This is a genomic window from Ruficoccus amylovorans, assembly GCF_014230085.1.
GTDB lineage: Bacteria > Verrucomicrobiota > Verrucomicrobiia > Opitutales > Cerasicoccaceae > Ruficoccus > Ruficoccus amylovorans.
Genome location: NZ_JACHVB010000035.1, coordinates 152,394 through 176,896, shown reverse-complemented (window position 1 = coordinate 176,896; position 24,503 = coordinate 152,394). Strand labels below are relative to the sequence as shown.

At 62.0% G+C, this 24,503-nt stretch carries 18 protein-coding genes and 1 tRNA gene; 3 read left to right on the top strand and 16 right to left on the bottom strand.

Features of this window, described 5'->3' with window-relative positions; translation table 11 throughout:
- Positions 1–4: 4 nt before the first annotated feature.
- From H5P28_RS12390 to H5P28_RS12340, 11 genes are all read right to left on the bottom strand, one after another.
- Positions 5–715, bottom strand: a complete 711-nt coding sequence (locus tag H5P28_RS12390) for a cbb3-type cytochrome c oxidase subunit II (RefSeq protein WP_185676021.1) — start codon at positions 713–715, stop codon at positions 5–7.
- Positions 716–2,212 carry a cbb3-type cytochrome c oxidase subunit I gene (locus tag H5P28_RS12385; protein WP_185676020.1) on the bottom strand — a complete coding sequence of 499 codons (1,497 nt, stop codon included), beginning with the start codon at positions 2,210–2,212 and terminating at the stop codon, positions 716–718.
- 20 nt (positions 2,213–2,232) lie between these two features.
- The gene (locus H5P28_RS12380) at positions 2,233–2,508 is read right to left on the bottom strand and encodes a cbb3-type cytochrome oxidase assembly protein (RefSeq protein WP_185676019.1); all 276 of its coding nucleotides are present in this window, start codon (positions 2,506–2,508) and stop codon (positions 2,233–2,235) included.
- 2 nt (positions 2,509–2,510) lie between these two features.
- Positions 2,511–3,026 carry a hypothetical protein gene (locus tag H5P28_RS12375; RefSeq protein WP_185676018.1) on the bottom strand — a complete coding sequence of 172 codons (516 nt, stop codon included), beginning with the start codon at positions 3,024–3,026 and terminating at the stop codon, positions 2,511–2,513.
- A 2-nt stretch (positions 3,027–3,028) separates the two neighbouring features.
- Entirely contained in the window at positions 3,029–4,348 is a 1,320-nt protein-coding gene (locus tag H5P28_RS12370) for a hypothetical protein (RefSeq protein ID WP_185676017.1), read from the bottom strand.
- 1 nt (position 4,349) lies between these two features.
- Positions 4,350–5,006 (bottom strand): c-type cytochrome, encoded by a 657-nt coding sequence (locus H5P28_RS12365; protein WP_185676016.1) that lies wholly within the window; start codon positions 5,004–5,006, stop codon positions 4,350–4,352.
- A gap of 1 nt (position 5,007) precedes the next feature.
- On the bottom strand, positions 5,008–5,550 hold the full coding sequence (locus tag H5P28_RS12360; RefSeq protein ID WP_185676015.1) for a DUF3341 domain-containing protein: 543 nt from the start codon (positions 5,548–5,550) through the stop codon (positions 5,008–5,010).
- Positions 5,550–7,040, bottom strand: coding sequence for an NrfD/PsrC family molybdoenzyme membrane anchor subunit (gene nrfD, locus H5P28_RS12355; protein WP_221773418.1), 1,491 nt, complete (start codon positions 7,038–7,040; stop codon positions 5,550–5,552). The genes H5P28_RS12360 and nrfD overlap by 1 nt, the downstream gene beginning before the upstream one ends.
- A gap of 50 nt (positions 7,041–7,090) precedes the next feature.
- Positions 7,091–10,579 carry a TAT-variant-translocated molybdopterin oxidoreductase gene (locus H5P28_RS12350; RefSeq protein ID WP_185676014.1) on the bottom strand — a complete coding sequence of 1,163 codons (3,489 nt, stop codon included), beginning with the start codon at positions 10,577–10,579 and terminating at the stop codon, positions 7,091–7,093.
- Entirely contained in the window at positions 10,576–11,229 is a 654-nt protein-coding gene (locus tag H5P28_RS12345; RefSeq protein ID WP_185676013.1) for a cytochrome c3 family protein, read from the bottom strand. Before H5P28_RS12345 ends, H5P28_RS12350 begins: the two co-directional genes overlap by 4 nt.
- 342 nt (positions 11,230–11,571) lie before the next feature.
- Positions 11,572–13,626: a heavy metal translocating P-type ATPase gene (locus H5P28_RS12340; RefSeq protein WP_185676012.1), complete on the bottom strand. Its 2,055-nt coding sequence runs from the start codon at positions 13,624–13,626 to the stop codon at positions 11,572–11,574.
- A gap of 245 nt (positions 13,627–13,871) precedes the next feature.
- Between H5P28_RS12340 and H5P28_RS12335 the strand changes: the two genes are divergently transcribed.
- Positions 13,872–13,947, top strand: a tRNA-Ala gene (locus H5P28_RS12335).
- 355 nt (positions 13,948–14,302) lie between these two features.
- On the opposite strand, the gene H5P28_RS12330 is transcribed toward H5P28_RS12335, so the two are convergent.
- Genes H5P28_RS12330 through H5P28_RS12315 form a run of 4 tightly spaced genes read right to left on the bottom strand, consistent with a single transcriptional unit; the run spans position 14,303 to position 21,414 of the window.
- Positions 14,303–16,711 carry an FkbM family methyltransferase gene (locus H5P28_RS12330; protein WP_185676011.1) on the bottom strand — a complete coding sequence of 803 codons (2,409 nt, stop codon included), beginning with the start codon at positions 16,709–16,711 and terminating at the stop codon, positions 14,303–14,305.
- Between the two features lie 25 nt (positions 16,712–16,736).
- Entirely contained in the window at positions 16,737–17,510 is a 774-nt protein-coding gene (locus tag H5P28_RS12325) for a tetratricopeptide repeat protein (RefSeq protein ID WP_185676010.1), read from the bottom strand.
- Entirely contained in the window at positions 17,507–19,843 is a 2,337-nt protein-coding gene (locus H5P28_RS12320) for a tetratricopeptide repeat protein (RefSeq protein WP_185676009.1), read from the bottom strand. The genes H5P28_RS12325 and H5P28_RS12320 overlap by 4 nt, the downstream gene beginning before the upstream one ends.
- Positions 19,837–21,414, bottom strand: a complete 1,578-nt coding sequence (locus H5P28_RS12315; protein ID WP_185676008.1) for a methyltransferase domain-containing protein — start codon at positions 21,412–21,414, stop codon at positions 19,837–19,839. Before H5P28_RS12315 ends, H5P28_RS12320 begins: the two co-directional genes overlap by 7 nt.
- Positions 21,415–21,562: 148 nt before the next feature.
- On the opposite strand from H5P28_RS12315, the gene H5P28_RS12310 reads away from it, so the two are divergent.
- Both H5P28_RS12310 and H5P28_RS12305 read left to right on the top strand, forming a co-directional pair.
- Positions 21,563–22,678, top strand: a complete 1,116-nt coding sequence (locus H5P28_RS12310) for a flagellin (RefSeq protein ID WP_185676007.1) — start codon at positions 21,563–21,565, stop codon at positions 22,676–22,678.
- A gap of 178 nt (positions 22,679–22,856) precedes the next feature.
- Positions 22,857–23,975: a flagellin gene (locus H5P28_RS12305; RefSeq protein WP_185676006.1), complete on the top strand. Its 1,119-nt coding sequence runs from the start codon at positions 22,857–22,859 to the stop codon at positions 23,973–23,975.
- 204 nt (positions 23,976–24,179) lie between these two features.
- Here the strand turns inward: H5P28_RS12305 and H5P28_RS12300 are convergent, their stop codons facing one another.
- Positions 24,180–24,503, bottom strand: a complete 324-nt coding sequence (locus tag H5P28_RS12300) for a hypothetical protein (RefSeq protein WP_185676005.1) — start codon at positions 24,501–24,503, stop codon at positions 24,180–24,182.

The following is a 24,503-nucleotide window of genomic DNA, read 5'->3' as shown; positions in this document are numbered from 1 at the left end:
ACGGCTATTGGGAGAAACGGGATTCGGGAAGTTCGTAGTTGAGTTTAAGACTCAGCATGTAAGCGACAAGTGCTTTGCCACGGTCGGTCGGGACAATCTCGTAGCCGGGCGGCGGCTGGTCGTCGGGAAACTCGTCGGGGATCTTGAGCGCGTCCGGCGAGGGTGTGTCGCCGATCTTCTGTGTGCGGTACAGGAAACGAAACGGCGGCATGATTGAACCGGGCGAGGTGATCTGCGGATTAAACAGGTGCAGGTTGTGCCATTCCGCGCTGGGCTGACGCATTCCGATGGACATGAGGTCCGGGCCGGTGCGGCTGGTGCCCAGCAGCACGCGCTCCTGGAGGATGTAGTCGCGGGGAACCGTTTGGCGCTCGCCCCAGCCGCGCTCGAAGTCGGCCCCGAAGCCCTTCCGGCGCACCTGCTGCGAATGGCAGTACAGACAGCCCATCTCGATGTAGATTTGCTTGCCCTGCTGGGCCAGGCCCACGCTCGGGATCGGGAAGGTCTGCTCGTCGGGCTGATTGACGCCCTCGACCCAGTGGCCGCCGATTTCGACGAAAGCGCCGGGGATCTGTTCTCCGCTGTCGGGATGGTTGACAAACTCGGTGACGGGCTCCAGGTGCCCGTACTGAATGAGGCTACTCAGGATCAGCCCGCTGAAGGAAAAGGCCAGGCAGAAGAAGATCCCGGTGAAAAGGAGTGGCAGGTTTTTCATTTAGCGAACCTCCTCCTCATTTTCCTTAAGCAGGAGGGTCGGCCCCTCCTGAGACTTGGCCGAACGGCGGCCAGCCAGCATCCAGAAGAAGTTCACCAGAAACGCCAGGTGACCGATGGCCAGGAGCATCCCCGAGACCGAACGCGAGAACAGCCACGGCACGAGCATGGCCACGATTTCGAGGAAGGCGTACTTGGGGTTCCCGTCGGCGTCGAGAGCGATCATCATTTCGCCCTGAATCCAACCGCCCACGTGCAGCGCGACCATCATGATGGTGATGCCAATCGCCGCGCACCAGAAGTGCGTGCGGATGAGCGCGGCCGAGGGCCATTCGCGGTTGAGGATGCGGGGCATCATAAAGTAAATACCGCCAAACATCGTCATGGTGAAGAAAGCGTATACCCCGTGGTGGGCGTGCCCGATCGTGAACTGCGTGAAGTGCGTGATGACGTTCACGTCGCGCAGGGCCATGGCCGAACCGGCCAGCGAGGCCAATGTGTACGACATGCCGCCAAACACGATGAACCGCAGCGTCGGGCTGCACCAGACGGCACGCCAGTTACCAGCGGCGGTCATATGGTGATTGATGGCCGTGACCACAACGGGGATGACCATCATAATGCTGCCTACGATACCTGCCGAGACGAGCCAGACCGGAATCGGCCCGCCGATCAGGTGGTGGACACCGGCCCAGTTGTAAAACAGCGCCAGCGACCAGAAACCGAGTACCGACAGGTAATAGCTGTGGATCGGACGCCCCAGCACTTTGGGCAGAAAATAGTAGATCGCGCCGAGCCCCATCGGGGTCAGCCACAGACCGAGCACGTTGTGCCCGAACCACCAGTTGGTGATGGCCTGGACCGTGCCGCGCGCGGGCACCCACAAGATCAGGGTCTGGGCGATGATGTAGAGCCAAGGGAACCAAAACAGCGCCCCGAGGATGTACCACTGGGAAACATAGACATGCCCCATCGCGCGGAAGCGGAACATGATTACGCCCCAGACCGCGACCAGCACGTAGGAAATCCCCAGCAGCGGAGCCACCTGTGGCGGCATTTCCAGCCACTCAACCGAGGTCAACCCGCCGGTCAGGATGCCGACGATCCCGGCTGTAACTCCAATATTCCAGAAAGCTCCCGCCACCACGAGAATGCCCCCGTGTTTGACGGAGACCTTGCTCAGCCGCGCCATGATCCACAGGGCAACGGCGAAAATCGCGTTGTTGCCCCAGCCAAAGGCCATGGCGTTGAGGTGGGCCGAGCGGGCGCGCCCGAAGGTCAACCACTCAAAGCCCTGAAGGAACTCCGGGTTGTGCAGCTTGATCGAGGCGATCATGGCGAAGATCGTCCCGACCTGGAGCCAAAGAATGGCCGAGGTGACAAAGAGCACGACCGGCACGCGCATCTCGCGGTCGATCTCACTCAACTGCACCTTGAGCGGCACCCCGGTTTTGGGCCGGGGGTCGATGGAGGTGAAAAAGGATAATAGCGGGCTCATTGGGCTGTGATCCGAAGCGGTCAGGCGTTCAGGCGGGGGGCGTTGGATTGGCCGGTCTTTTTGGCCTTTGGCTTGCGGCTGCTGGCGAGTTTGCGGCGCATTTTCTCGGCTTCGCCGGGGAAGTAGTCCGTGTGGACGCCTTCGGGCTCCTCCTCATCGAAAATCTGTCGCGAGGTTTTTTCCAGCTTTTTAAACTCACCGTGCCGAACCGCCCAGTACAGGGCTCCGACCGCAGTGAAGAAAAATACGCACCCCAGCGCCGCGATAAAGATCAGATAACCGCTCCACTGCTGCATTTTTACTTGGCCTCCTGGGCGCCCTCCCCGGACGCGCTCTGGGCGGCCGTGTCAGCAGCCGGTTTATCCCCGGAGGTTTCCTCGGCGGCGGACTTGGACTCATCGGCGGGTTTCTCGTCGCTCGAGCCTGCGTCGGCGGATGCCTGCTCAGCGTCGGCGGACGCCTTGTCATCGGAGGCGGGCGCGGGAGGAGTGGCCTCAGCCGGGGGGAAAATACCGTCGGGCTTGGCGGCGATTTCCTTCACCGCGAGCTGCATCGCCAAGTCAACCGGGACACGCACGATGCCTTCCTTCTGGTTCACCCAGGCGTACTGCGTGGTCAGCGCCGTCTCCTTGGCGGTGACGTCGGCGAACTTGGCCAGGCGGTTGTCAATCGTCTGCTGATCGACGGGCGAAGGCCGCTGCATGTACACATACGCGATCAGGATGATGATGAAGAACAGCAGCATGCTCCCCAGTGCCCCGAAGATGGAGAACAGGTAGTTGGAGTGGCTGGTTTCCGGTGCCGTGTTGGACATGATTACTGAACGCTGGCGATGGACTCGCGGATGCGCGGGTCGTGGATAGGAATGGGATAGGTCGTGGCCATGCTACGCAGGGCGGCCCACAGGACGATCCCGCCGACGCCGATCAGCGCGGCCAGGTCGAAGAACATGTAACCGCTCAGGAAGGGCGTGACGTAAAAGCCGAGGATGTTATCCGCGGGCTTGGCCGTCGGGACGATGTTAAAGTACAAGTCCACCACCGCAAAGACCAGGATCCACACGCTGATGAAGACCATGTTACGCGGGATGACCTTGTTCTTGTAACGCAGCAGGAACAGGAACGGGAACAGGAACATGCAGAAGATCAGGCTCAGGCCGACCCACCACCACTGGTTGTAGGTGCCATCCGCGTTGAGCTGGCGCATGTTGTACCAGAAGGTTTCTTCCGGGATGTTCGCGTTGTAGATCAGGAAGAACTGCGAGAAGCTGATGTAGGCCCAGAAGATCGTGAAGGCCAGGAAGATACACCCGAGCATGTAGAAGTGGCTCTCATTGAGAATGCCCTTGAGGCGGCCCCGGGTGCTCAGGAAGTATAGCGTGATTACGATCACGGCCAGCGCGATGCGCATCGACACGGCGAAGAACCACACCCCGTACATGGTCGAAAACCAGTGGTAACTCAGGCTCATCAGCAGGTCGAAAGCCGCGAAAGTCAGCGCCATCGGCGTCAGGAACAGACCCGCGCCCGACCACTTGCGGCAGGCGATGTAGTGCTTCGGGTCCGGATGCAGGTCGTTGGTGAAGGAGTGCTTGCGCAGGACACGGGACAGCCCGCAGAAAATCGCGAAGTAGATGCACAGCCGCACGATAAAGAACGGTAGGTTGAGCAGCCCGGCCTTGTGCAGGTAGAGCGGGTCATCCCCCACCCGCACCGGATGGGCACCGGGCAGGATGTTGTCGAGGTTCATCCACTTCCACAGCGCGCCGGGGTTGTCCCCGACGAAGAAGGGCAGCGCAACCATCGGGATCAACAGCAGGAACATCCACGGGAACGCGGCCAGGAAGTGCTCCAACTGGCGGCGGATGATGGTGGACCAGCCCGCATCGAAGATGTAGGAAATCTGCACCAGCAGGAGCATGCCGATAAGCATGCCGAACCAGAAGGTGTAGCCCACCAGCCAGCTCATCACGGGACGGCCGTTGGGGGTGTCCTCACTCAGGCCCATGACCATGCCCACCAGGGCGACGACCAGGCCGAGAATACCGATGATAAGGAAAATCGTAGCCAGAGGCTTGCGACCGCCAGAAGCGGCCGCCGCGGCAGGCACGGATGCTGTTGCGGCGTTACTGCTCATATTACAATCCAAGCTCCGGTTTAAATTGTTCGGGCACGTCCTCGATGCTGACCTGGTGGGAGAGCTGGAGAGCGCGCACGTAGGCGATGACGGCCCAGCGCTCCTCGGGGCGCAGCTTCATGCCGTAGGCGCCCATCAGGTTCTTGCCGTGCGTAATGGTGTTAAAGATTTCCCCTTCGGCCATGCCGCGGATGCGGTCGTCGTGGTAAGTCGGGGTGGCGGCCATACCAAACTGCTTGGTGATGCCGTTACCATCACCGCCGGCACCGTGACAGACGGCGCAGAAGATGGTGAACTTCTGCTGGCCCAGGTGCATGACCTCGTCCGTCACCTCAATCGGGAAACCGCGATGCCATTGGCCGTCCGCATCCTTGCCGGAGTACAGGGTCGGGTTCAGGCTGACCGGGTCGGTGTAGTCGGGGCTGAAGACCTCTTTAATGTCCCAGCCATAACCACGACCAGCGGTACCGGGGATGACGGGACGGTCGTTGCGACCGTCGGCGAAGAACTCGTTCTGGCCCTGGGGCAGATACTTGGCCTGCCAATCCATGTCCGGAAAGACATAGATCGGGTTGCGGGTACTTTTGTCCCCGCGAAAGCCCAGGATCGAGACCACGGCCACGATCGAGAAAATCCATATGGCGAAGAAGTAGCGCATATCAGGCTTTCAAGACCTCCACTTTGGTGCTCCCGAGGCTTTCGACAAAGGCGAGCGTTTGCTCAAGGTCGAACTTGGGATCAGCTTTTTCAATCACGAGAAAGAAGGTGTCGTCGCCGCACTTGATGTAGTCCTCGTACTCGAAGACCGGGTGGTTGTGGCGCGGCAGCAGGTTGGTCGCGAACATCCCGAAGAGCGTGCCGAAGGCGGCCAGCAGGATAGTCAGCTCGTACATGATCGGGAACGGGAAAATCGGGCTCCAGAACGGCTTGCCGCCGACGATCAGCGGGTAGTTGAAGCCGTTCATGTACCAGGTGATGAGCATCCCGGTGCAGAAACCGGTCACCCCGCCGATGGCGGTGAAGATCGGAACCTTCGAGCGGCCAATGCCCATCTGGCCATCCAGCCCGTGAACCGGGAACGGCGTGAAGCAGTCGAATTTCTTGTAACCGGCATCCTTCACCTTGCCCACGGCCTCGTAAAAGGCGGGCGTCTCGGTGAACTCGGCCAGGATACCGTAAGTGTCGCGCTTGTGCTCTGACATTAGTGGTGCCCTCCCCCGGTGGTTGAGTGCGGAACGGCCTGCGTGCCGGTGCCGTGCCCGTGGGCGTCGCCCGCCTTCATCACGGCCTTGATTTCACCCATCGGCATCATGGGCAGGAAGCGGATGAACAGCAGGAACAGCACGGAGAACAGCCCGAAGGTGCCGAAGAAAGTAAAGATGTCGATGATCGTCGGCGAGTAGTAGCCCCAGCTCGACGGCAGGAAGTCGTTCGCCAGCGAGGTGACGGTGATGACGAAGCGCTCGAACCACATCCCGACGTTGACGAAGCCGCAGATGATCCACACCAGGGCGGTGTTTTCGCGGACTTTCTTGAACCAGAACAGGTGCGGGGTGATGACGTTGCACCCGACCATGATGTAGTAGCTCCAAGCGTACTGGCCGAGTGCGCGGTTGATGAAGGCGAAGCCTTCGTAGGGGTTCGCGCCGTACCAGGCGATGAAGAACTCCATCATGTAGGCGTAGCCGACCATCGAGCCGGTCGCCAGGATGATCTTACACATGCAGTCGATGTGGTACTGCGTAATCAGGTTGTGCAGCCCGAAGAGCGCCCGCAGCGGCAGCATCAGGGTCAGCACCATGCCGAAACCGGAGAAAATGGCCCCGGCCACAAAGTACGGCGGGAAAATCGTCGTGTGCCAGCCCGGTAACTGCGAGGCGGCGAAGTCGAACGACACGATCGTGTGCACGGAGAGCACCAGCGGGGTGGACAGACCGGCGAGCAGCAGGTAGGCCATTTCGTAGTTGCTCCAGTGGCGGTTGCTCTGCCGCCAGCCCATGGCGAAAGCGCCGTAGGCCCAGGCTTTGATCAGTTTGCCGGCCTTGAAGGCGCGGTCGCGCATCGTGCCCAGGTCGGGGATCAGCCCCATGTACCAGAACAGCACCGAAACCGTCCCGTAGGTCGAGACCGCGAACACGTCCCACTCCAGCGGGGAGCGGAACTGCGGCCAGATCCAGTTCGCGTTCGGCAGCGGGAACAGCCACCAGGCGAACCACACGCGGCCGACGTGGAAAAGCGGGAAGATACCCGCGCAAACCACGGCGAAAATCGTCATCGCCTCAGCCGCCCGGTTAATGGACACGCGCCACTTCTGGCGCAAGAGGCATAGAATGGCGGAAATAAGCGTCCCGGCGTGGCCGATACCGATCCAGAACACGAAGTTCACGATGGCCCACCCCCAGTTGATCGGGTTGGCCAGGCCCCAGACACCGACGCCGGTTGAGACCAGCCAGACCAAGCCGAAGAGCGTGAAGGTGGCCATACAGCCCGCGACACAGAAGCACACCCACCACCAGCGGGGGGTCTTGCTTTCGGGGATGCCGCAGATCTTTTCCGTGACCCAGTGGAAGTCCTTGTCGCCGGTGACAAGCTCCTTCCGCGGCACGTCCACCGGCTTGACCTTGGCGAGCAACTGCTCGCGCGAGGCCGCGTCGGTGGCGGCAAAGGACATGTCTGGTGAGATTTCGGCCATTCCTAGAAGTTTGAGAGTTTCAAAGTGTGAGGTTCCTTACAGTCGATAGATCAATGGTGCGCGGGAGGCTCGGCGGCACCGTGGCCACCGGAAGCGCCCTGCGGGGCTGCCACCCCGGCGGTGTCATGGCCGGTCGGGAGCGTGTCGTGCGAGTCGCCGTGCGCGGAGCCGTGCCCCTCGTCATGGTGACCGCCGCCGTGGCCGTAGCGCGCCTCGTAGTCAGCGCGGCTGAGCGGCTGCTTATAGGCGTCGGGCATGGCCGGGTTCGGGTTACGCAGACGGGCCAGGTAGGTGGTGCGCGGACGCACGTTCAGGTAGCCCAGGACCGAGTAGTTGCGGTCGTTCTCTGTCTTGATCTTGGAAACCTCGGAGTTCGGGTCGGCCACGTCGCCGAAGACAATCGCCTCGGTCGGGCAAACCTGCTGGCAGGCAACCTTGATCGTGCCGTCGGGCACCTTGACATTCGGGCTGGCACCGGCTTTGACCTTCTGGTCGATCTTGGCCTGCTCGATGCGCTGCACGCAGTAAGTGCACTTTTCCATCACCCCGCGCATGCGGACGGTGACGTTCGGGTTCTTCTGCATGCGGGTGAGCTGGGAGGCTTCCGTCTTGTTGCGGTCGGTCCCGAGCGGGCCCTTGTAGAGCTCGCCGCGCTCGCGCTTGTTGTAATCAAAGAAGTTGAACCGGCGGACCTTGTACGGGCAGTTGTTCGCGCAATAGCGCGTCCCCACGCAGCGGTTGTAGGCCATGACGTTGAGCCCCTGCTCGTCGTGGACGGTCGCGTTGACCGGGCAGACGCTTTCGCAGGGAGCTAGTTCGCAGTGCTGGCAGGCCACGCCCATGAAGGAAACCTGTGGGTCCTCGGGGATTTCGGTCGTCGGGTAGTCCGGCTCGACCGAGTAGTAACGGTCAAGGCGCAGCCAGTGAAGTTCACGGCCACGCAGGACCTGATCCTTGCCGACAATCGGAATGTTGTTTTCGCTCTGGCAGGCAATAACGCAAGCGTTGCAGCCGGTGCAGGAGTTGAGGTCGATGCTCATCCCCCACTGCTGTTCGGCCTTGAACTCCGGCGTCTTGTACATGGAGCCGCCGCGCGGGATTTCGCGAACCACCTCGGCCAGCGGGTCCTTGCGGGCGTTCCCCAGAACGGGCGGCGAGTGCGCCTCGGCCCCCATGCGGCTGACGAACTTCGGGTCGTGGGCGAACTCGTCGGCGGTGCCTTCGCGCAGAATGGCGCGGCCTTCCATCGACCAGTGCTGCTGGGTATTGGCCAGCGGGTAAATCTCTCCAGTCACGCCGATGATGCCGCCCAGCGCGAGCGCGCGGGAGGCCAGCGTGGTCAGCGGGTAGGCGTCGAAGCCGATACCGGGGCCGAAACCGGGATAATCCGGCAGGCGGGTGCCGACGCGGCCCGTCTTGCGGCGGCCAAAGCCGAGCGCAATGACGACGGTGTAGTCAGCCAGTCCGGGCTGGATGTGGATCGGGCCGGTAATTTTCTTGCCGCCGACGCTCAGCGTGGCGACGGGAGCCTGCTCCTGGCCGCGCTTGAACTGGTTGGCGTCCATGTGAAGCTGGCCGATCTTGTCCATCGTGATCGGCTTCGGCGTGACGCCGAGGTGCTTGGCCAGCTTCGGGCTGATGGAAATCGTGTTGTCCCAGGTCAGCTTCGTCATCGGGTCCGGCGCTTCCGCCAGCCAGCCGTTGTTGTTGTAACGGCCGTCGTAGAAGTGCGAGCTGGGAACGATGCGGACTTCGAGCGACTCGGCGCTCAGGACCGGGGCCTTGAGCTTGCCGCCGCTGGCGGCGGTGCCGACGGCGACCCAGAGTTTTTCTGAGGCGGGGAGCTTGGCGGTCTTGAACGCGCTGTCCTTGAGCACGCCCTCGGTCAACCAGGCGTTGAAAGAAACGTCGTCCGTCTTGCCGGAAAGCTCTGAAAAAGCCTTGCGTACGCGCCCATAGCCCTGATCGCCCGTGCTCTGGCCGGTGGCGACGATTTCGAGTATCTCGAGTTCGCTGAAGCCGTCAAAGAGCGGCAAGATCATCGGCTGGACCGGCACGTAAACGCCATCCAGCGTGCGCCCGTCACCCCAGCTTTCGAGATAATGGGCAGCGGCCACCGTCAGGTCGGCCAGCTCCGAAGTCTCGTCGGCATAATAGCCGTAGCGGACGACCTTGCCCGCCTTTTGCTGGAGCGTGGGCCAATCGAGGTCGGCCGGGGCGTCGTAGGCGGGGTTGCCGCCGAGAATGACCAGCGTCTTGACTTCGCCCGCGTTGAGCAGGTCGGCCACTTGCTTGATGTCGGCCACATCTTCCTGCGCGGGCAGTTCGACGTAGTTGACGGTGTGGCCGGAGGCCTTGAGCAATTCGTTGATCGCGGCCACCATGGCGTGAACGCCCACCGGCAGGTGTGAACCGGCCACGACGAGCGACTGATGCCCGGCGGAAGCGGCCACCAGGTCCTTCACGCACTCGGAGATCCAGGCCGGGTCAACTTCGACCCCGGCGGCCTGCTCACGCAGGGAGCTGGCAATATCGTTGGCGCCGTCGGTTTGCGTAAGCACTTCGGCCAGAATGAGCGCCGTGATGGCGGGCATCTGGCTGGTGGCGGCACGCAGGCGGTGGTCAGCCTGGCCGCCGGTGACGGTGAAGTTCGACTCCACCGCGTAGAGGCGGCTCATTTTCTCGGCCTCGTCCTTGGTCTTGACCTTGCGGCCCTTGGCGAAACCGCGGGAGTTGCCAAGGTGGCCGGGCTCGGAGCCGAGAAAGTCGGAATCCAGCGCCAGCACGCGCTTGGCTTTAGAAAGATCGTAAACCGGGCGCAGGTTTTTGCCGGAAATATCCTTGAGCGCGCGAGCCGGGTTTTCCGTATCGACGGCCTCGTACTCGGCCCAGACGGCTTCCGGCATGGCCTCGCGGATCTGTGCCACAAGCTTGGCGCGGCTGGGCGAGGTGGACGGCTCAGCCAGGAAGACCAGCCCCTTGCCCTTGTTCTTTATATAAGCCTTGTTGACTTCGGACAGGGAGGTGACGACCGAAGCTTTGTTGAGCTGGCGTCCGTCCTTGGCCTGACTTTTTTGCAGGCGGTCCGGGTCGTAAAGATCAAGCACGCTCGCCTGGGCGTAGCCCGTGGTGCCACCGCCGTAGGGGAGGTAGCTGGGGTTGCCCTCGATCTTGGTCGGGCGGGCGTCGTGGGTCTCGACCACGAGCGGGATGTTCCCGTGCGCCTCCGGCTGTGAGCTGGCGTAAAAGATCGGCACGCCCGGCACCATGCGCTCCGGTGACTTCGAATACGGCAGGATGTGCTGGGTGGGCTGGCGGCAACCGGTCAACCCGAGGCCGGCGAAGGCGGCGGACGCCCCCATCAGCTTCAGGAAGGTGCGGCGGTCGGCTTCGGTCGTCTCGGAAGCGCCTTCGGGAAATTCACGCTCCAGCAACACGCGGAACTCGGGCGTATCGGCCAGCTCGTCCGGGCTGCGCCAGTAGCGCGGTCCGGCCAGTTCGCGTGCGGTGGGCTCGGGGTGCTGTACTTTGCGTTTCATCGGTGGCAGCCGGAACAGCTCTCAGGCGGCTGAACCTTCCAGTCGTGGACAAATTTTTCGCCCATTTCAAGCTGGGCAGTGGTGTTTTCGGGCTTCCAGTTGAGGTTGTAGACCTCATCCGGGGGCCGGAGGAAATTCTCGGGGTTGCGGTGGCAGTCCAGGCAGAAGGCCATGCTCAGCGGCTGGCGCTGCTCGACGATCTCCATCTCGTTGACCTGCCCGTGGCACTCCACGCAGCTCACGCCGCGGTTCACGTGTACGGAGTGGTTGAAATAGACGTAGTCCGGCGTGTCGTGAACACGGACCCACGGCACCGGCTGGCCAGTGTCGAAGCTCTCACGCACCGGGGCCAGGCGGTCGTCGTTGGCCAGCACCTGGTTGTGGCAGTTCATGCAGGTGTTCGCTCCGGGCACATTCGAGTGCTCCGAGCGGTCCACATAGGTGTGGCAGTAGCGGCAGTCCAGGCCGATCTGACTCACGTGAAGGTTGTGGCTGAACGCAACCGGCTGGATCGGCTGATGACCGACCTCGGTCCACTTCGGTGTAGCGTAATAGGTGACGCCAAGCACCACCGTCCCCAGAACCAGCAACGCGCACGCTGCGATTTTAAGGGGCGCCGTATTCGTCCACTTGGGGTAAATATTGGCCATAGTCCCGTACTGATGACAACCGTAACGAACTTCAGGCCCGGGTCCTGCCGCGAGATACGGCCTTTGGCGCCTTGTGGGCGGCCATCGGCAGTTTCACCTCACCGTTACCTTTTTCCTCGCGAGCCTGCAGGCCCGAACGAGGAAACAGGGCAGTCGCAAGTGCGGCAAGTCCCAATCCCTTCAGAAAAGTCTTACGTGTCGTTGATGTGTCCCTCATTTCAACGCTGCTTATGAAAGGTGAAAGCCCTGCTTTAGCAAAGAAAAAAATGGAACAAATTCATAAAACTTATTTTTCGGCTTTTTCATAAGTATTTGTTTTGTCGGCCATTAGAAAATCGAATGCTATTTGTCATCTATTTCGATCATGGCTGCGGGTTCTTCAATACGGGCCGAACGGGCCGCCCGCCACGAAACAAAAACGCTCGACCCAAGCATAAGTAGGGCGGCCACAACGGGATGCAGGACGCCCGCCGCCGCCAGTCCCATGCCAAGCACGTTGTAGGAGAAGGCGAAAACCAGGTTTCCGCGCACCGCCTGGCGGATACGACGGCAGACGCGGATCGCCGCCGGAAGCGCCCGCAAGCTTTCCCCGGCCAGCACAGCCGAAGCGGCCGCCTTGGTCAAATCCGCCCCCGCGCCCATGGCAATTCCGCCCGAGCTCACCGCCATGGCGGCAGCGTCGTTGACCCCGTCTCCGATAAAAATAACCGGCTCATGGCGAGCTTCCAGCTCCTGCACAAAGCGTACCTTGGCCTCCGGTAACATCCCTCCCATCACCGTGACCCCAGCCAGGTCTTTCCAGCGCGGCTGCGGGTCCCCGCTGACAATGGCCAGACCCGTGCCGAGCTCGCGCAGCTCCCCGATCATGGCCTCGGCGTCGGCCCTAAGCTTTTCCTCCAGCGCGATGATCGCCGCCGCCTGTCCATCACAACTGACAAAAACCAGCCGCTTGGCCTCAAAATCCACTGCCTCTTTATTAAAGACCGCGCGCGCGGCCTCGGACATCAACTCCAGGGTGCCTATTAACAGTGAATGCACCTTCCCGTCCGGCCCGTTCACCACGGCCTTCAGCCCGAGCCCCGGCACAACCTGCGAATCCGCCACCGCGCAGGCCGCCACCAATTCCGGCGACGCGCCCAACTCCTTGAGTGGCTCGGCTACCGGATGGCGAATGGGCCGCTCGGCCGCTTCAATCAATGCGCGCAGGCGTTGCTCGTCCGCCCCGCCCAGCACCCGGAACGCCGCCAGCGAAAGGCGTTCTCCCGAGAGAGTGCCGGTCTTATCAAAGACCAGATGCCGCGCCCCCGCCATGACATCGAGAAAATCACCCGAGCCACAGACCAGCCCGAGCCGGGACAGATTCATCAGGCCGGTCCAGACCGCAATGGGCGTGGCCAGCCCGAGGGCACAGGGGCAGGCCACAAGCAGGACTGCCATCGAGTCAAAGAGCGCCTTTTGCCACGAAACATACGCCGACCAGCCCAGAAAAGTCCCCACCGCCACGGTCAGCACGAAGGGCACGAAGTAGCGGGTCAGGCGGTCAGCCTGGGCCTGGAGCCGCGACGGACGCAGGCGGGCGGATTCAATCGTGGCCAGGATCGCGTCGAGCTTGCGCGCCCCGACCAACCCGTACGCCTCAATCTCCAGCATCGCGTCCACCGCGTAGCTGCCCGCGAAGACCTCCTGCCCCACCCCGCGACGGACCGGCTCGGTCTCGCCGTTGATGGCGGTCTCGGCCACATAGCCCCCGCCCCGGACGATGTGGCCGTCCACCGTGACTGGCTCGCCCGGCGCGACCAGCACGCGCTGGCCGGGCTTTAATTGCGCCAGCGGCACCCGGCGACGGCCTTCCGGCCCGCAGGCCGCGATCCAGGCGTGGTCGAAATCCGTCCGCAGACGCTGCGCCGCCTCCAGCGCCCGCTGCCGTGAGCGGGCGCCCAGCGTCTTCCCTATTGTATATATAGACAACACGATGGCCACGACCTCGTAATAGAGGTTCCCCTCGCCTGTCAGGGTGGACAGCAGCGACCCGCCAAAAGCCCCGAGCATGGTCAGGGTAAAGAGTGACTCTACCGTCAATCTCCCCCGGCGAAGCGTTTGCCAGGTCTCGGCAAAAAGCGGCGGTCCAAGCAGGGTCATCACCACCACTGCCGAGAGAAAAAGCCCGCCATTGAGCAGCCAGTAGACCGGCGTCCCGAACTCCGGACGCGGGTCGGCGGTATTGTAGCCGAGCCCGAAAATCATCCCCTGACCGGCAATAACAAGTGCAATCGCGACCTTCAGCCAGGTCCGGCTCCAACGCTCGTCAGACACCCCTAGCCCGGGCGCGGCATCATCATGACAGCAGCAGGATGTCGTGGTGCCGGTGGGCGAAGCGATTTGAACGGTAGCAGGCAAAACAGGCCGCAGTGTAAACACCCGCCCATAAATTTCAAGCGGGATGACAATTAGTCTCCCTCCCCAGCCCGTCCACTCGCAACAAATATTCAGCGGGAGCAAACAACCGCACCACATCAGTCCCCAGAGCCCATGCCTACGGGAAAAACAACCTAGCCAAAGCCCGCCCTGTTTTTTTCAAAAAAGTGCGGCATATAAGGTTGACTAGAGGCGGACAGATGGTTTGCCTATCCGCTTTCTCTGATGGGGCCGTAGCTCAGTTGGAAGAGCGCTTGCATGGCATGCAAGAGGTCGTCGGTTCGATCCCGATCGGCTCCACCATCACTTTTCGCCCTCCCTGCCCGGGAGGGCTTTATTTATGCCTAAATGTCAGGATTTGAGCGGGTTACGGTAGGTTTTTCCAGACGCTGCTTCGCAGTCAACTCCAGCCGGTTACAGCGAGTTTCAAGGATTTCTTGGAATTAAACCACAACGTTGCGGGATACGCCGGAGGAGGCGAATCGGTTCGTAACTATTTCCCTGCAGCCCGAGCATGTGCTTCGCGTAGAAGTAAGGAAATATCACCACCTCCCAGGTATTCTCGGCGATAGGCAACTGCGCATGGCGGTTTCCTGCGGCGCTGCTCTCGCCCTTCCATCACGTCACCTGTCCTCCAACCTACCCAGCTGGCTATTGCTCAATGGCCTTCGTTTGCCTCCAGCCACGCCCGGTAAGCGGAAGCACTGCCGGGCAAGGGCTCGCGCTGGTCCAGAATCTGGAGGACTTTGTGGCACAGATTGTAAGCGCGATAAACATCATGAAGGATCAGCGCGAGTTTCTTTAACCGGGTTGGCGGCAGTCCCCGTAACCGGCGGAAATCGCGAACGTACAATGCGTCCGACCATAGCGCCTGCGTAATGCCTTTGGGGACTTGCGGACGAGCAAGCGGGGCGAAATAGCCCGGTGCGATATCCACAAACGTGTGCAAGAGAAAACCCTGCCCACGCAAGAAAGTATCGATGTCCGCGAACAGCGGCTGCCCCTCGTAAAGGGGAATAAACTCGACCTCAACCTGAATCACCAGGACATCGGAAAGCACGCGCACCCCGTGCCGCAGAGCGTCCAGCTCGCCCCCCTGGATGTCGAGTTTGAGCAGGTCGATCTCACCGAGATCGGGCAGATCATCGAGCGCGTGCGTCGTAACGGGATGGGTTTGCTTGAGCTGAACGAGCTCACGCAAGCCGAACGCATCGATGATTTCGGCGTCCGGCCGATAAAGCGAACCCGTCTGTACCCAGTGGGTCTCGTGGTAGGTGGCCGGACCACCCGCCCCGATAAAGTAAGGCAAAAAGCGGTGGCCGTCACCGTGGAGCGCCTGCACTTTGGCGCACTCTTCCGGGTTCGGCTCAAAGCCGGTCACAACCGCCAGGGAGCGCTTCACGAGCGGAGCATAGGGTTCAGTGCCTTCGCCGTGACTGCACGCGCCGACATCGACCACACGAACGGTTTCCAGTGGGGCGGGCAACAGCTCGGCCAGGCTCTCGAAACTTCGGGGCGCGGCTGGCGGCCTCGGCGTTCCGGCGGAGGTTTTTCTCAGCGCGGAGGACTTCCACGTTTTCGCCAGCCATTCCCAGCTCGCGGCGTTACGGTGCTCCGGGCCGACCTTCAAAAGGCGGCTGTCGGGACGCACATGGATGGATCGCCCGGACAGGGCTGAGCGCAGGGCGAAGCGGCGCTCCATCTCCACCCCCCTGCTCTCTTCGCGCAGGACCTTTTCCATTAGGCCGGTATCCGGCGTGAAATAACTGGAGAGCGTACGAATACGCTCAAGGAATTGGAGGCACTGCGTGCGGAACCAGGATTCGAGCGAGCCGGCGGGAACGGCGACATCACTGGCCGGGTCCGGGGGCAAAAACGGCTGAGTCAGGTCCGCCGGCATCACCTGCATGAGTCGCTCAAGGCTTCCACCCATCACGTTGACTGCCCCGGTGCGGTAGCCGAGGCTCCGAAGCACCCGCGAGTACGTGGCGACCATCGTCACCGTGCCCTGACCGGCGGCGAATTTCTTCTCAAAAGCCAGTTTCGCCCGCCTCCCCGCCTCCAGGCGGTAGCCGAGGTCGAACTGCGGGTTTTCAAAATCCAGAGCGAGGGCCAGCGTCTCCGCGTGGAGAGCGAGGGCGGCACGGTCCTTCAGCGTCCGGGCCCATGCGGCGGCCATCGGGCGGCCGAAGGGCTTGCCCAGGAGCTGTTCGCTCCAGTCAGGCCGATCTCCTTCCTGCGGGCCGACCACCGTGTCGCCTTCGTACAGAAGTCCCTCTCTGGCGAGCTGCGCGGCACGTTCAGGGCGCGCGGCAAAGAGGTTGAGCACATACCCGTCGAGAGTCTGAGCGTCCTCCACCGGGACGAGCGCCCGGAGTCCGGGCAGGTATTGATAAACGGTCATCCCGAGAGCCTTGAAGGCATCGATCAGCCCCCAGTTGATCGTGGACGAGTGCTTCAGCTCGAACATGACCAGCGGCGAATGGCGAGCGAAGAACTCCCGGCCTCCGGCCAGCACCCGTAACTCCTCACCCTCGGCATCCAGCTTCATAAAATCGATCGGCTGATCGCCAATATCCGGCAGCAGCGAATCCAACGTTCGCAGCGCCACCGTTTCGGTTCGGCGTCCGCCGCCATTGCCTTGCAGGCTGTTCAACTCGCTGGAATCCCCCAGAGTCAAAGTTGCCTCACCTTCGTGGTCGGAGAGTGCAGCCCGAACCCAGCTCATCACCATCCCGAATCCATTCTCCCCGATGCTCTGCTGGAGCAGCGAGCCCGGCTCGGAAGCCGGCTCGACCGACCAGATACGCCCTTCCCCGTTGAGCTGACGGGCTACCGTGAGGCTGTAAACGCCGTGATTGGCCCCGACATCGAGCATCCGCATGCCCGGTTTGGCCAGGCGCCGGACGAAGGCCATCTCGTCTTCGAACCAGTCCTCCTGCTCCAGGAGGACGAAGGTCGTCATCTGGCGGATGTCCGCGCGAACGCAGATCTTGACATCGCCGGGCAGAGTGAGGGTCAGCGTTTTGGCCGGGGTTGCTGGGCCGGGAGGACATGGAGGTTTCATAGGGCAGACATGTTCGGCGGTTAAACTAGAGGACGACGTCGTATTGAGCTTCAGCAGCTTCTTTCTCGGCGGCGAGCGAGGCCAGCGCCGCCTCAGCCTTGAGATGGCCATGCGCGGCGGCGGCGGCAAAAAGTTCCTGTGCCCGATCACGGTCTTCGGGTAACCCGCCCTGGCCGTAGTAATAGTAAAGGCCGAGGTTGAAGGCGGCATTCACCTCGCCGCCAGCGGCGGCTTTTTCGTACCACGCAACCGCCTGAACCTCGTCTTGTTCCACGCCGTGGCCGAGACTATAGCACACGCCGAGGCTGTAGCAGGATTTTATATGCCCGGCATTGGCCGCGTTTTCAAAAAATACCGCCGCCACCGCATGGTCCTGCTCCGCTCCGCAGTCGCCGCTGTAGTGGAAAATGCCGAGATTATAGAGCGCGTCCGGGTGGCCCATCTGAGCCGCCTTGCGGTAGAGCCCCAGCGCCGTGGGCAAGTCCTTTTTGACACCGCTGCCGGCGACATAAAAACGCGCCAGGTTAAACATCGCCTGTGGCAGCCCCTGCTGGGCGGCAGCCAGGAAATAGCCGGCGGCCTTGGCATGATCGACGGGCACGCCGTCGCCAATGGTGTGGAGGAATCCCAGGTTGCACTGGGCCATGGGGTGACCCGCTTCGGCCGCCTTGAGAAAGAGTGCGGCGGCTTCCTCGATCTTGCGGGCATCGCCGCTGGCGCGGGCCAGGGCCAGACCTTGCTCGTAAGCTTCTACGGCTTCAGCGGGTAACCCGCTGACAGTGTTATTATCGGTTGTCATAATTTATCAGCTTTAGGGGTGTGAGGGTCCGTGGATACAGCCTCGCACCAGCGACGCCACATCCGGCGGTAAGCAAATTCGAGGTCCCGCGCCATCGAGGCTCCGTCGCTCAGCGGGGAGGCCAGGAACCGGGCTCGCAAGTCCTGCCGCAACTGAGCAAGAGCCTCGGGGTTTTGCGCAGCAAGGGCCCCGATCTCGATAAAGTGCTCCTCATCGCGTGCCACCCACCCGTCGAGACCGACGCGGTGCATCAGGCTGGCCGACACGCGCGAGGCATGCGTACGACCGGGCAAGGTCAGTACCGGAACGCCCATCGTCAGCGCGTCGCAGGTCGTGGTCGTGCCGTTGTAAGAGAGCGGGTCAAGGGCGATGTCGATCTCCTCATAGGAGCGCAAGTGTTCCTGATGGCCGGCGGTGGTCTCTCGCAGATCGACGCGCCAGGCCTGGATCCCATGCATGGCGAAAAGAGAGCGCAGAGACTCGCGGTTGTCCAGGACGGCCAGGGTCGAGTGCTTGATCAGGATGCGCGAGCCGGGCGTTTTCTTCAACAGCCGCGCCCACAGCTCCACGCTGGCCGCGCCCAGCTTATTCATATTGTTGTAAGTGCCGAAGGTTACGTAGCCCCGTTTCAGGCAAGGCGGCGACGCAACCTCGGGCGTGTGCGCGGGTAGTGCAAAGACGTGAAAGCCGTTGGGCAGTCGGTAGATTTCCTCCGTGCTGCGCTGGTCCGCCTCACCCGGGGGCTCGACGATGGCGTCGGAGAAGCGGTAGTCCACGCGGGTCAAGCCGGTCGTGTTCGCATAACCGAGCCACGAGACCTGAACGGGCGCGGCCCGGCGGGCCAGCACGTCCAGCCGCGAGTGCGAGGTGTGCCCGGCCAGATCAATAAGAATATCTATACGGTCACGCCGGATACGGCGGGCCAGACGCTCGGCTGAGAGGCCCCGCGTCCACAGCCAGTGGTCCTCACCCGCGATCCGACGAAACTCCTGCGAGCGGGGATCGTCCCCGTCCTGCGCGTACCGGTTGGAGTACAGGAAAACTTCCACCGCTGCGGAATCGTGCTGAGGGAAGATGTTGATGAAAAAGGTGCCGACCGGATGGTATCCCAGGTCCGGCGAAAGGTAGGCGATTCGCAACCGCCGCTCCGGGTCGCGGTCATTTTCGAACGGCTCGTCCATCACGGGGTTCGCCTCCTCAAATCGCTCGCCCCAACTGCGGTGCGCCTCGAAGATTTCCTCGGGGCTGCGAGCGTCGTCATAGTTGAGGCTGAACAGGCGGGACGCGCGCAACGGGTGATCGGGATTTTTTTCAATGAGCCTGTCGTAATACGGCAGGGCCAACTGGGGCCGGGACGCGCCCATAAGCACGTTGCCCATCGTGGTCAGGGCATCGGGGTCGTCCGGATTACGCTGAAGAAGGATACGCGCCAGATCGCGGGCTTCGTCGAACTTGCGCGGGGTTTCGTTCTTGGCCTGCAGGAGCAGGTTCTCGATCAAGCGGCGCAGACGGGCATCGTCGAGCGGGGCCTTCTCGGCCTCGGCCCGCAAGAACGGCTCAGCCGCTCCGGCCAAGTCCTCTCCTTGAAGGATGAAGCCCAGGTTCTCCGCTTTGAGAAGCGTCTGTGTCGGGTGGAGCCGGCCCAGCCGCTGGAACGCGGCGATGGCTCCGGCGGGGTCTTTTCGCCGCGCGAGGGCGCGGATGTAGAGGGTCTGTCCGCGCGCGTCCGGCAGTGTATCCATGAGCGCGAGCAAATCGTCGCCCGGCGTACGGATGAGATGAAAGAGGTCTTCAAAATAGCGGAGAGCGTCCGCCTGCCCCGGATATTCGACGAGGAATCGCACGCACAGCAGCATCGCCTCGGGCGCGCGGTTCATTTCCTTGAGCGCGCGGATGCGGAAGCGGAGGATCTCCGCGTCGTCCGGGTGCTTGTCCGCCGCCTCGTCGGCGAAGACCGCGAGCGCTTCCCAATCGCCCTCAAGCTCAAGGATAGCGGCGCTACCGCGGGCGGCAGGAAGGGAGTTCGCATCGAGCTGAAGCGCGTGCGCATAGGCGACGTGCGATTCTTCGTACCGCTCGAGCCCCCCCAAGGCTTCGCCCAGAGCGCACCAGGTCGGGGCATGACCGGGACGCTGCCGCCGCATTGTTTCCAAAGGTTCCAGCGCTTCGGCCTCCTGACCGCTTTGGATCAAAGCTACACCCAGCAAATACGGCGCGTGCGGATGCGCCTGGTTCGCCAGCAGTTGCCGGTAGCCGGCGATAGCACCAGCGATATCGCCGCTCTGGTGCAAGAGCCGCGCTTCTTCGAAAAGATCCGGTTTCGCCACTAACATCCGTCGCCCTCCTTTGTGCTTTTGCGTTTAAATTCCAAGAGGTAGCGATCCTCGTCGCACATCCCGAGGGTTCGCTCATGAGTGAAGCCGGGAAACAGCCGCTCCAGTTCGTCCACCAGTGCTTCCGTGTCCGGGAACGCCCACGGCTCCAGTTTCACGAAGCCTTGATTGACCCACTTGTAGCCGTCTTCAGCCAAAGCGGCCTCGACGATCAGCCGGTGCGTGGTGGCGGCAGCCAATTTAGCACAGGCCTCTTCACGCCGGCGCAGATGTGGCAGCAGCCCCAGGGCGAACGTGGTCCGGAACGCCCCCGGCACCTCGTCGTAGTCAAAATCGACTTCGAGATACGTAACATCGAGTCCGGTGATGTTTGCGACCATCTGGCAGCCGTGCATCAGCCGGCGGTCCACATCAGCGGCCACGACACGACACCCCCGACGCGCCAGCCAAACGCTGATCTGGCCACCGGCACAGCCCGCGTCCAATACGCTTTCGTCCGGCTCAAATGCGATCTGCTCAAGCAGCGCCCGCCGCTCCACTGACAGCTCGCGCCCGCCGGTAATGGCCACGTCCCGCTCGGTCACCGTATGATAAACCCGGCGCGGGCAGCCCGTCGTCCATTGCGGGACGAAAGCATGGGTGCGAAACAGGTCGAGGGCGTCGGCGGCAAAATATTCCGCCCATCGTCCGTCCTGCTCGATGCCTTGCAGGGTGGCACTGAAACTTTCCTGTGAGCACTCCGAAGCTTGCCGGGCCAGCTCGCGGAAAAATTCCCGGGCAGGCAGTGAGCGAAGTTGCTCCGGAGCCTGCTGCGCGCCGGCGAATCCCGCAAAGCCGCAAACACCGGCCTCCGCATCGTAGCGGATATCGGCGGCGGTAAGGCCGGGATTGATAATTCCGCAAGCGCGTAGTTCGAGCATCGCCAGGGCAACATCCGCGAAGTTCCAGCCCGCGTCCTGTTTCTGGAAGCTGTGGATAAGAAAGGAAAACTTTTCCGTACCTGCCGTCCGCAGGATTGCCCGGCAGGCCTCGTCGAGGGTGTCCGGCAACTGCGTGCCGGAAACTTCTCCCACGGCTAACAGCCGAGGGGCCGCCAGGACCTCCGCACGGTTGAGGATTTTCAGAGTCCTGGCCTCGCGAGTAACTGTTTCGCGACCTTCGGGATTCAAATAAAGTTTGAGCAAGGCCTGTCCGTCAGCACTTCGACCTTCGAGGATGAGCCCGCCTGTATGGTGGATCAGGAGCCTCGGGAACGCATAGCCACCAAGCGTCAAAACCTGACCGGGAGTGCGCGCGGCTGCTTCAAGGTCCATGAGTCTGGCCGCTCCGTCCGAGAGCTTCCGCTGGACGGAGTACTCCTTCAACTGCAAAGCGCGCTCGAAGGCTACGATAGCTTCGCCCAGGTGGCCGGCCTGCTGCCAAGCCTCGCCGAGTTCCGCGAAGGCGACGTGATCGAGAGACTCGTGTGTGATCCTCCGCTGCAGGCCGGTCACAGCGGCATAAGTGTTCTCCGCATCGGCAGACACTGCCGAGTCTTCCGGAAAATTTTGCCTCTCTTCGCGTTTAATCATCTGCATGGCCCTACTAATCAATTCCCATGCCAAAAACTTTTTTCGGGCTTTCCGCATTCGTTCTAAAGCCTCCTGAACGCCCGTCGTAGAGGGATGTGTCGGCCGAAGAATTCAGCCGGCATCAACAAAAAACCAGAAAGGTATCACCATGTCAGAAATCTCAATCACCGCGGGGATTCGTTCGAATCTTACCCGTCTGCAACAGAGCTCCAAACTGTTCGACCGCACGGCTGACCGCCTCGCTTCCGGCAAGCGCGTTAACTCTGCTATCGATAACCCGACCAACTTCTTCGCCTCGGTCAATCTTCAGGACCGGGCCAGCAGCTTGAACGCGCGCCTCGACGGCTTGGGCCAGGCGGTCCAGTCGATCAAAGCCGCCGACAACGGTATCTCGACCATCCGCAGCTTCGTCAGCTCGATGAAGGGTGTGGTCAACAACGCGATTGGCAACACCGATGCCAGCGCCCGCGACGACCTCGGCAAACAGTTCAACGAACTGCTGGTGCAGACCAGTGAAATCGCCAAGGACTCCGGCTACCAGGGCATCAACCTGCTGGAGCGTAATGAAACCCAGACCGTACAGTTCGGCGAAAACCACGACGACTCCGTCCTGCAGGTCAAAGGGTTCAACCTCCAGGGTGCCGGCACCGACGGGCGCGGACGCCTCGACACCAACGGCGAAATCGCCTCCAACAACCTGACCGCGAGCGTCACGGTCAACTCCACCAGCTCGGTTTCGGCCAGCGGCTACACCGCGACCTCCGCCGGGAACACGACCGTCTCCTTCAACGGAGCGAGCGGTTACAGCGCACTGGCTGCGACCGAATCGGCCGAGATTGGCACCGCCCAGAACACCAACACCACGGTGTCCGAAGGCTACGCCATCGCGATCGAAGACCAGGACGGCAACATCAGCGGCATCAAGGGCGCCAAGTCCGGCGGCGGCGACGGCATGATCGACTGGGGTGGCGATGATTACCAGAGCTCCCTGGCCGGCCTGACCAAGGACCTCGAGCAGTTCGACGCAGCGCTCAAGAGCCAGGCCAGCGACCTCGCCCAGAACCTCGCCACGATCACCGCGCGCGAAGACTTCTCCAATGAGATGATCAACACGCTGGAAGAAGGCGCGGACAAGCTGACCCTGGCAGACCTCAACGCCGAAGGTGCCAACCTGCTCGCCCTGCAGACCTCCAACCAGCTCGCGACGACCTCGCTCTCGCTGGCCTCGCAGCAGTCCCAGACCGTGCTGTCTCTGGTCGGCTAAAAAAGCTGATTTCACACTCAACCCACATGCAAGGGCCGGGCAACCGGCCCTTTTTTTTATCTCTGGCACGATTTTTGATTAGAAGGGGGTGAAACAACAAAACAGGCCACAGGTAGGCAAAAAATTCCTCCGGCCTGATTTCCCCATACCCACCGATAATCTCAACACAGGATAAGCAATGGCAGAGATATCCCTAAGTGCCGGCATTCGGGCCAACCTGAATCGACTGCAGCACTCCTCAAAACTGTTCGAGCGTACCGCCGACCGCCTCTCGACCGGTAAGAAAGTCAACAGCGCGGTCGAGAACCCCACCAACTTTTTCGCAGCTGTGAACCTCCAAGACCGGGCCTCGGCCCTGAGTTCCCGACTCGACGGGCTTGGACAGGCGGTGCAACAGATCAAGGCCGCTGACAACGGCATCAGCACCATCCGCAGCTTCATCAGCTCGATGCGGGGGGTGGTCAACAATGCGCTCGGTGACTCCGATGCAAGCTCACGCGAAGGCCTGGGGCAGCAGTTCAACGAATTGCTCGTCCAGGTCAGCGAAATCGCCAAGGACTCCGGCTACCAGGGCATTAACCTGCTGGAGCGTAACGCCGTGCAGACGGTGCAGTTCGGTGTCCACTACGGTGACTCCGAGCTGAAGGTGAAGGGCTTCAACCTTCAGGGCGCCGGCACCGACGGGCGTGGACGTCTCGACAGTAATGGGGAAATCGCTTCCAATAACCTGACCGCGAGCGTTACCGTCAACTCCACCGCGGCGGTTTCCGCCTCGGGCTACACCGCGACCTCCGCCGGGAACACCTCTGTCGCCCTCACCGGCGGAACGGGTTACACCGAACTCGGTGGCGACACCAACTCGGCCGTCATCGGCACAGCCGCCAACTCCGCAAGTAGCGCGTCGGAAGGTTTCGCGATCGCTATTGAGGACACCCAGGGTGCCATCTTCGGCATCAAGGGGGCGAAAGCTGGTGGCGGGGACGGCATGATCGACTGGGGCGACGACGACTACATGGCCACGCTCACAAGGCTGACCGAAGAGATTGAGGCCTTTGACGCGGCGCTCAAGGCACAGGCCACCGACCTGACCCAAAACCTCGCTACGATCAGTACCCGCGAAGACTTCGCCAACGAGCTCATTAACACCCTCGAAGAAGGCGCGGACAAGCTGACGCTCGCCGACCTCAACGAGGAAGGTGCCAACCTGCTTGCCCTGCAAACCTCCAACCAACTCGCCACGCAGACGCTCTCGCTGGCCTCTCAGCAGTCCCAGCAGGTGCTTCAGTTGCTCGGCTAGTCATCAGGGTAATCAAACATTCCTCATTAGTTCGCCCTTCCAGCGCTCAGGCGTTGCTTAAGAAGGGGCAGCATCACCGTGACCCGGCTGGATGCGTCAGCGAATCGTCTGCCGCAAACCTGCCGGCATGAAGGCGCATCTGTTATGGTGCACAGCTCTATTCATCCCGTAATTGGGATGAGAGCTTTCGCGCGTCCCTGCACGCTATTCGCCGCGATGGGGAGCGATCAGGGCATGGTCCAGGCGGGCACGAGCATCCCAGAGACCCTTGAGCGATTCCAGGCTATGCGCCGCTTCCGCATATTGACCGGACCGGGCGGCGCGCTCGATATCGCCGTATAATTCGTGCAGGCTGAGCGCCAGGTCGAGCCCGGCGATTGGGTTCAGCCCCGCCCGTAGAATATCCAGGCAATGCACCAAGTCGTCGCACCGATGTTCCTCAGCCGCACGGATGGCTAATGCGTACAGACGCAACAAACGCTTTTTACGGGCCTCGGGCTTGTCGGCCTGATGGCGGCGGTAAATCAT

Excerpts from the sequence above, each read along its gene's own strand:
- H5P28_RS12390 (WP_185676021.1), bottom strand. The coding sequence starts at position 715 with ATGAAAAACCTGCCACTCCTTTTCACCGGGATCTTCTTCTGCCTGGCC.
- H5P28_RS12385 (WP_185676020.1), bottom strand. The coding sequence starts at position 2,212 with ATGAGCCCGCTATTATCCTTTTTCACCTCCATCGACCCCCGGCCCAAA.
- H5P28_RS12380 (WP_185676019.1), bottom strand. The coding sequence starts at position 2,508 with ATGCAGCAGTGGAGCGGTTATCTGATCTTTATCGCGGCGCTGGGGTGC.
- H5P28_RS12375 (WP_185676018.1), bottom strand. The coding sequence starts at position 3,026 with ATGTCCAACACGGCACCGGAAACCAGCCACTCCAACTACCTGTTCTCC.
- H5P28_RS12370 (WP_185676017.1), bottom strand. The coding sequence starts at position 4,348 with ATGAGCAGTAACGCCGCAACAGCATCCGTGCCTGCCGCGGCGGCCGCT.
- H5P28_RS12365 (WP_185676016.1), bottom strand. The coding sequence starts at position 5,006 with ATGCGCTACTTCTTCGCCATATGGATTTTCTCGATCGTGGCCGTGGTC.
- H5P28_RS12360 (WP_185676015.1), bottom strand. The coding sequence starts at position 5,550 with ATGTCAGAGCACAAGCGCGACACTTACGGTATCCTGGCCGAGTTCACC.
- nrfD (WP_221773418.1), bottom strand. The coding sequence starts at position 7,040 with ATGGCCGAAATCTCACCAGACATGTCCTTTGCCGCCACCGACGCGGCC.
- H5P28_RS12350 (WP_185676014.1), bottom strand. The coding sequence starts at position 10,579 with ATGAAACGCAAAGTACAGCACCCCGAGCCCACCGCACGCGAACTGGCC.
- H5P28_RS12345 (WP_185676013.1), bottom strand. The coding sequence starts at position 11,229 with ATGGCCAATATTTACCCCAAGTGGACGAATACGGCGCCCCTTAAAATC.
- H5P28_RS12330 (WP_185676011.1), bottom strand. The coding sequence starts at position 16,711 with ATGAAACCTCCATGTCCTCCCGGCCCAGCAACCCCGGCCAAAACGCTG.
- H5P28_RS12325 (WP_185676010.1), bottom strand. The coding sequence starts at position 17,510 with ATGACAACCGATAATAACACTGTCAGCGGGTTACCCGCTGAAGCCGTA.
- H5P28_RS12320 (WP_185676009.1), bottom strand. The coding sequence starts at position 19,843 with ATGTTAGTGGCGAAACCGGATCTTTTCGAAGAAGCGCGGCTCTTGCAC.
- H5P28_RS12315 (WP_185676008.1), bottom strand. The coding sequence starts at position 21,414 with ATGATTAAACGCGAAGAGAGGCAAAATTTTCCGGAAGACTCGGCAGTG.
- H5P28_RS12310 (WP_185676007.1), top strand. The coding sequence starts at position 21,563 with ATGTCAGAAATCTCAATCACCGCGGGGATTCGTTCGAATCTTACCCGT.
- H5P28_RS12305 (WP_185676006.1), top strand. The coding sequence starts at position 22,857 with ATGGCAGAGATATCCCTAAGTGCCGGCATTCGGGCCAACCTGAATCGA.
- H5P28_RS12300 (WP_185676005.1), bottom strand. The coding sequence starts at position 24,503 with ATGATTTACCGCCGCCATCAGGCCGACAAGCCCGAGGCCCGTAAAAAG.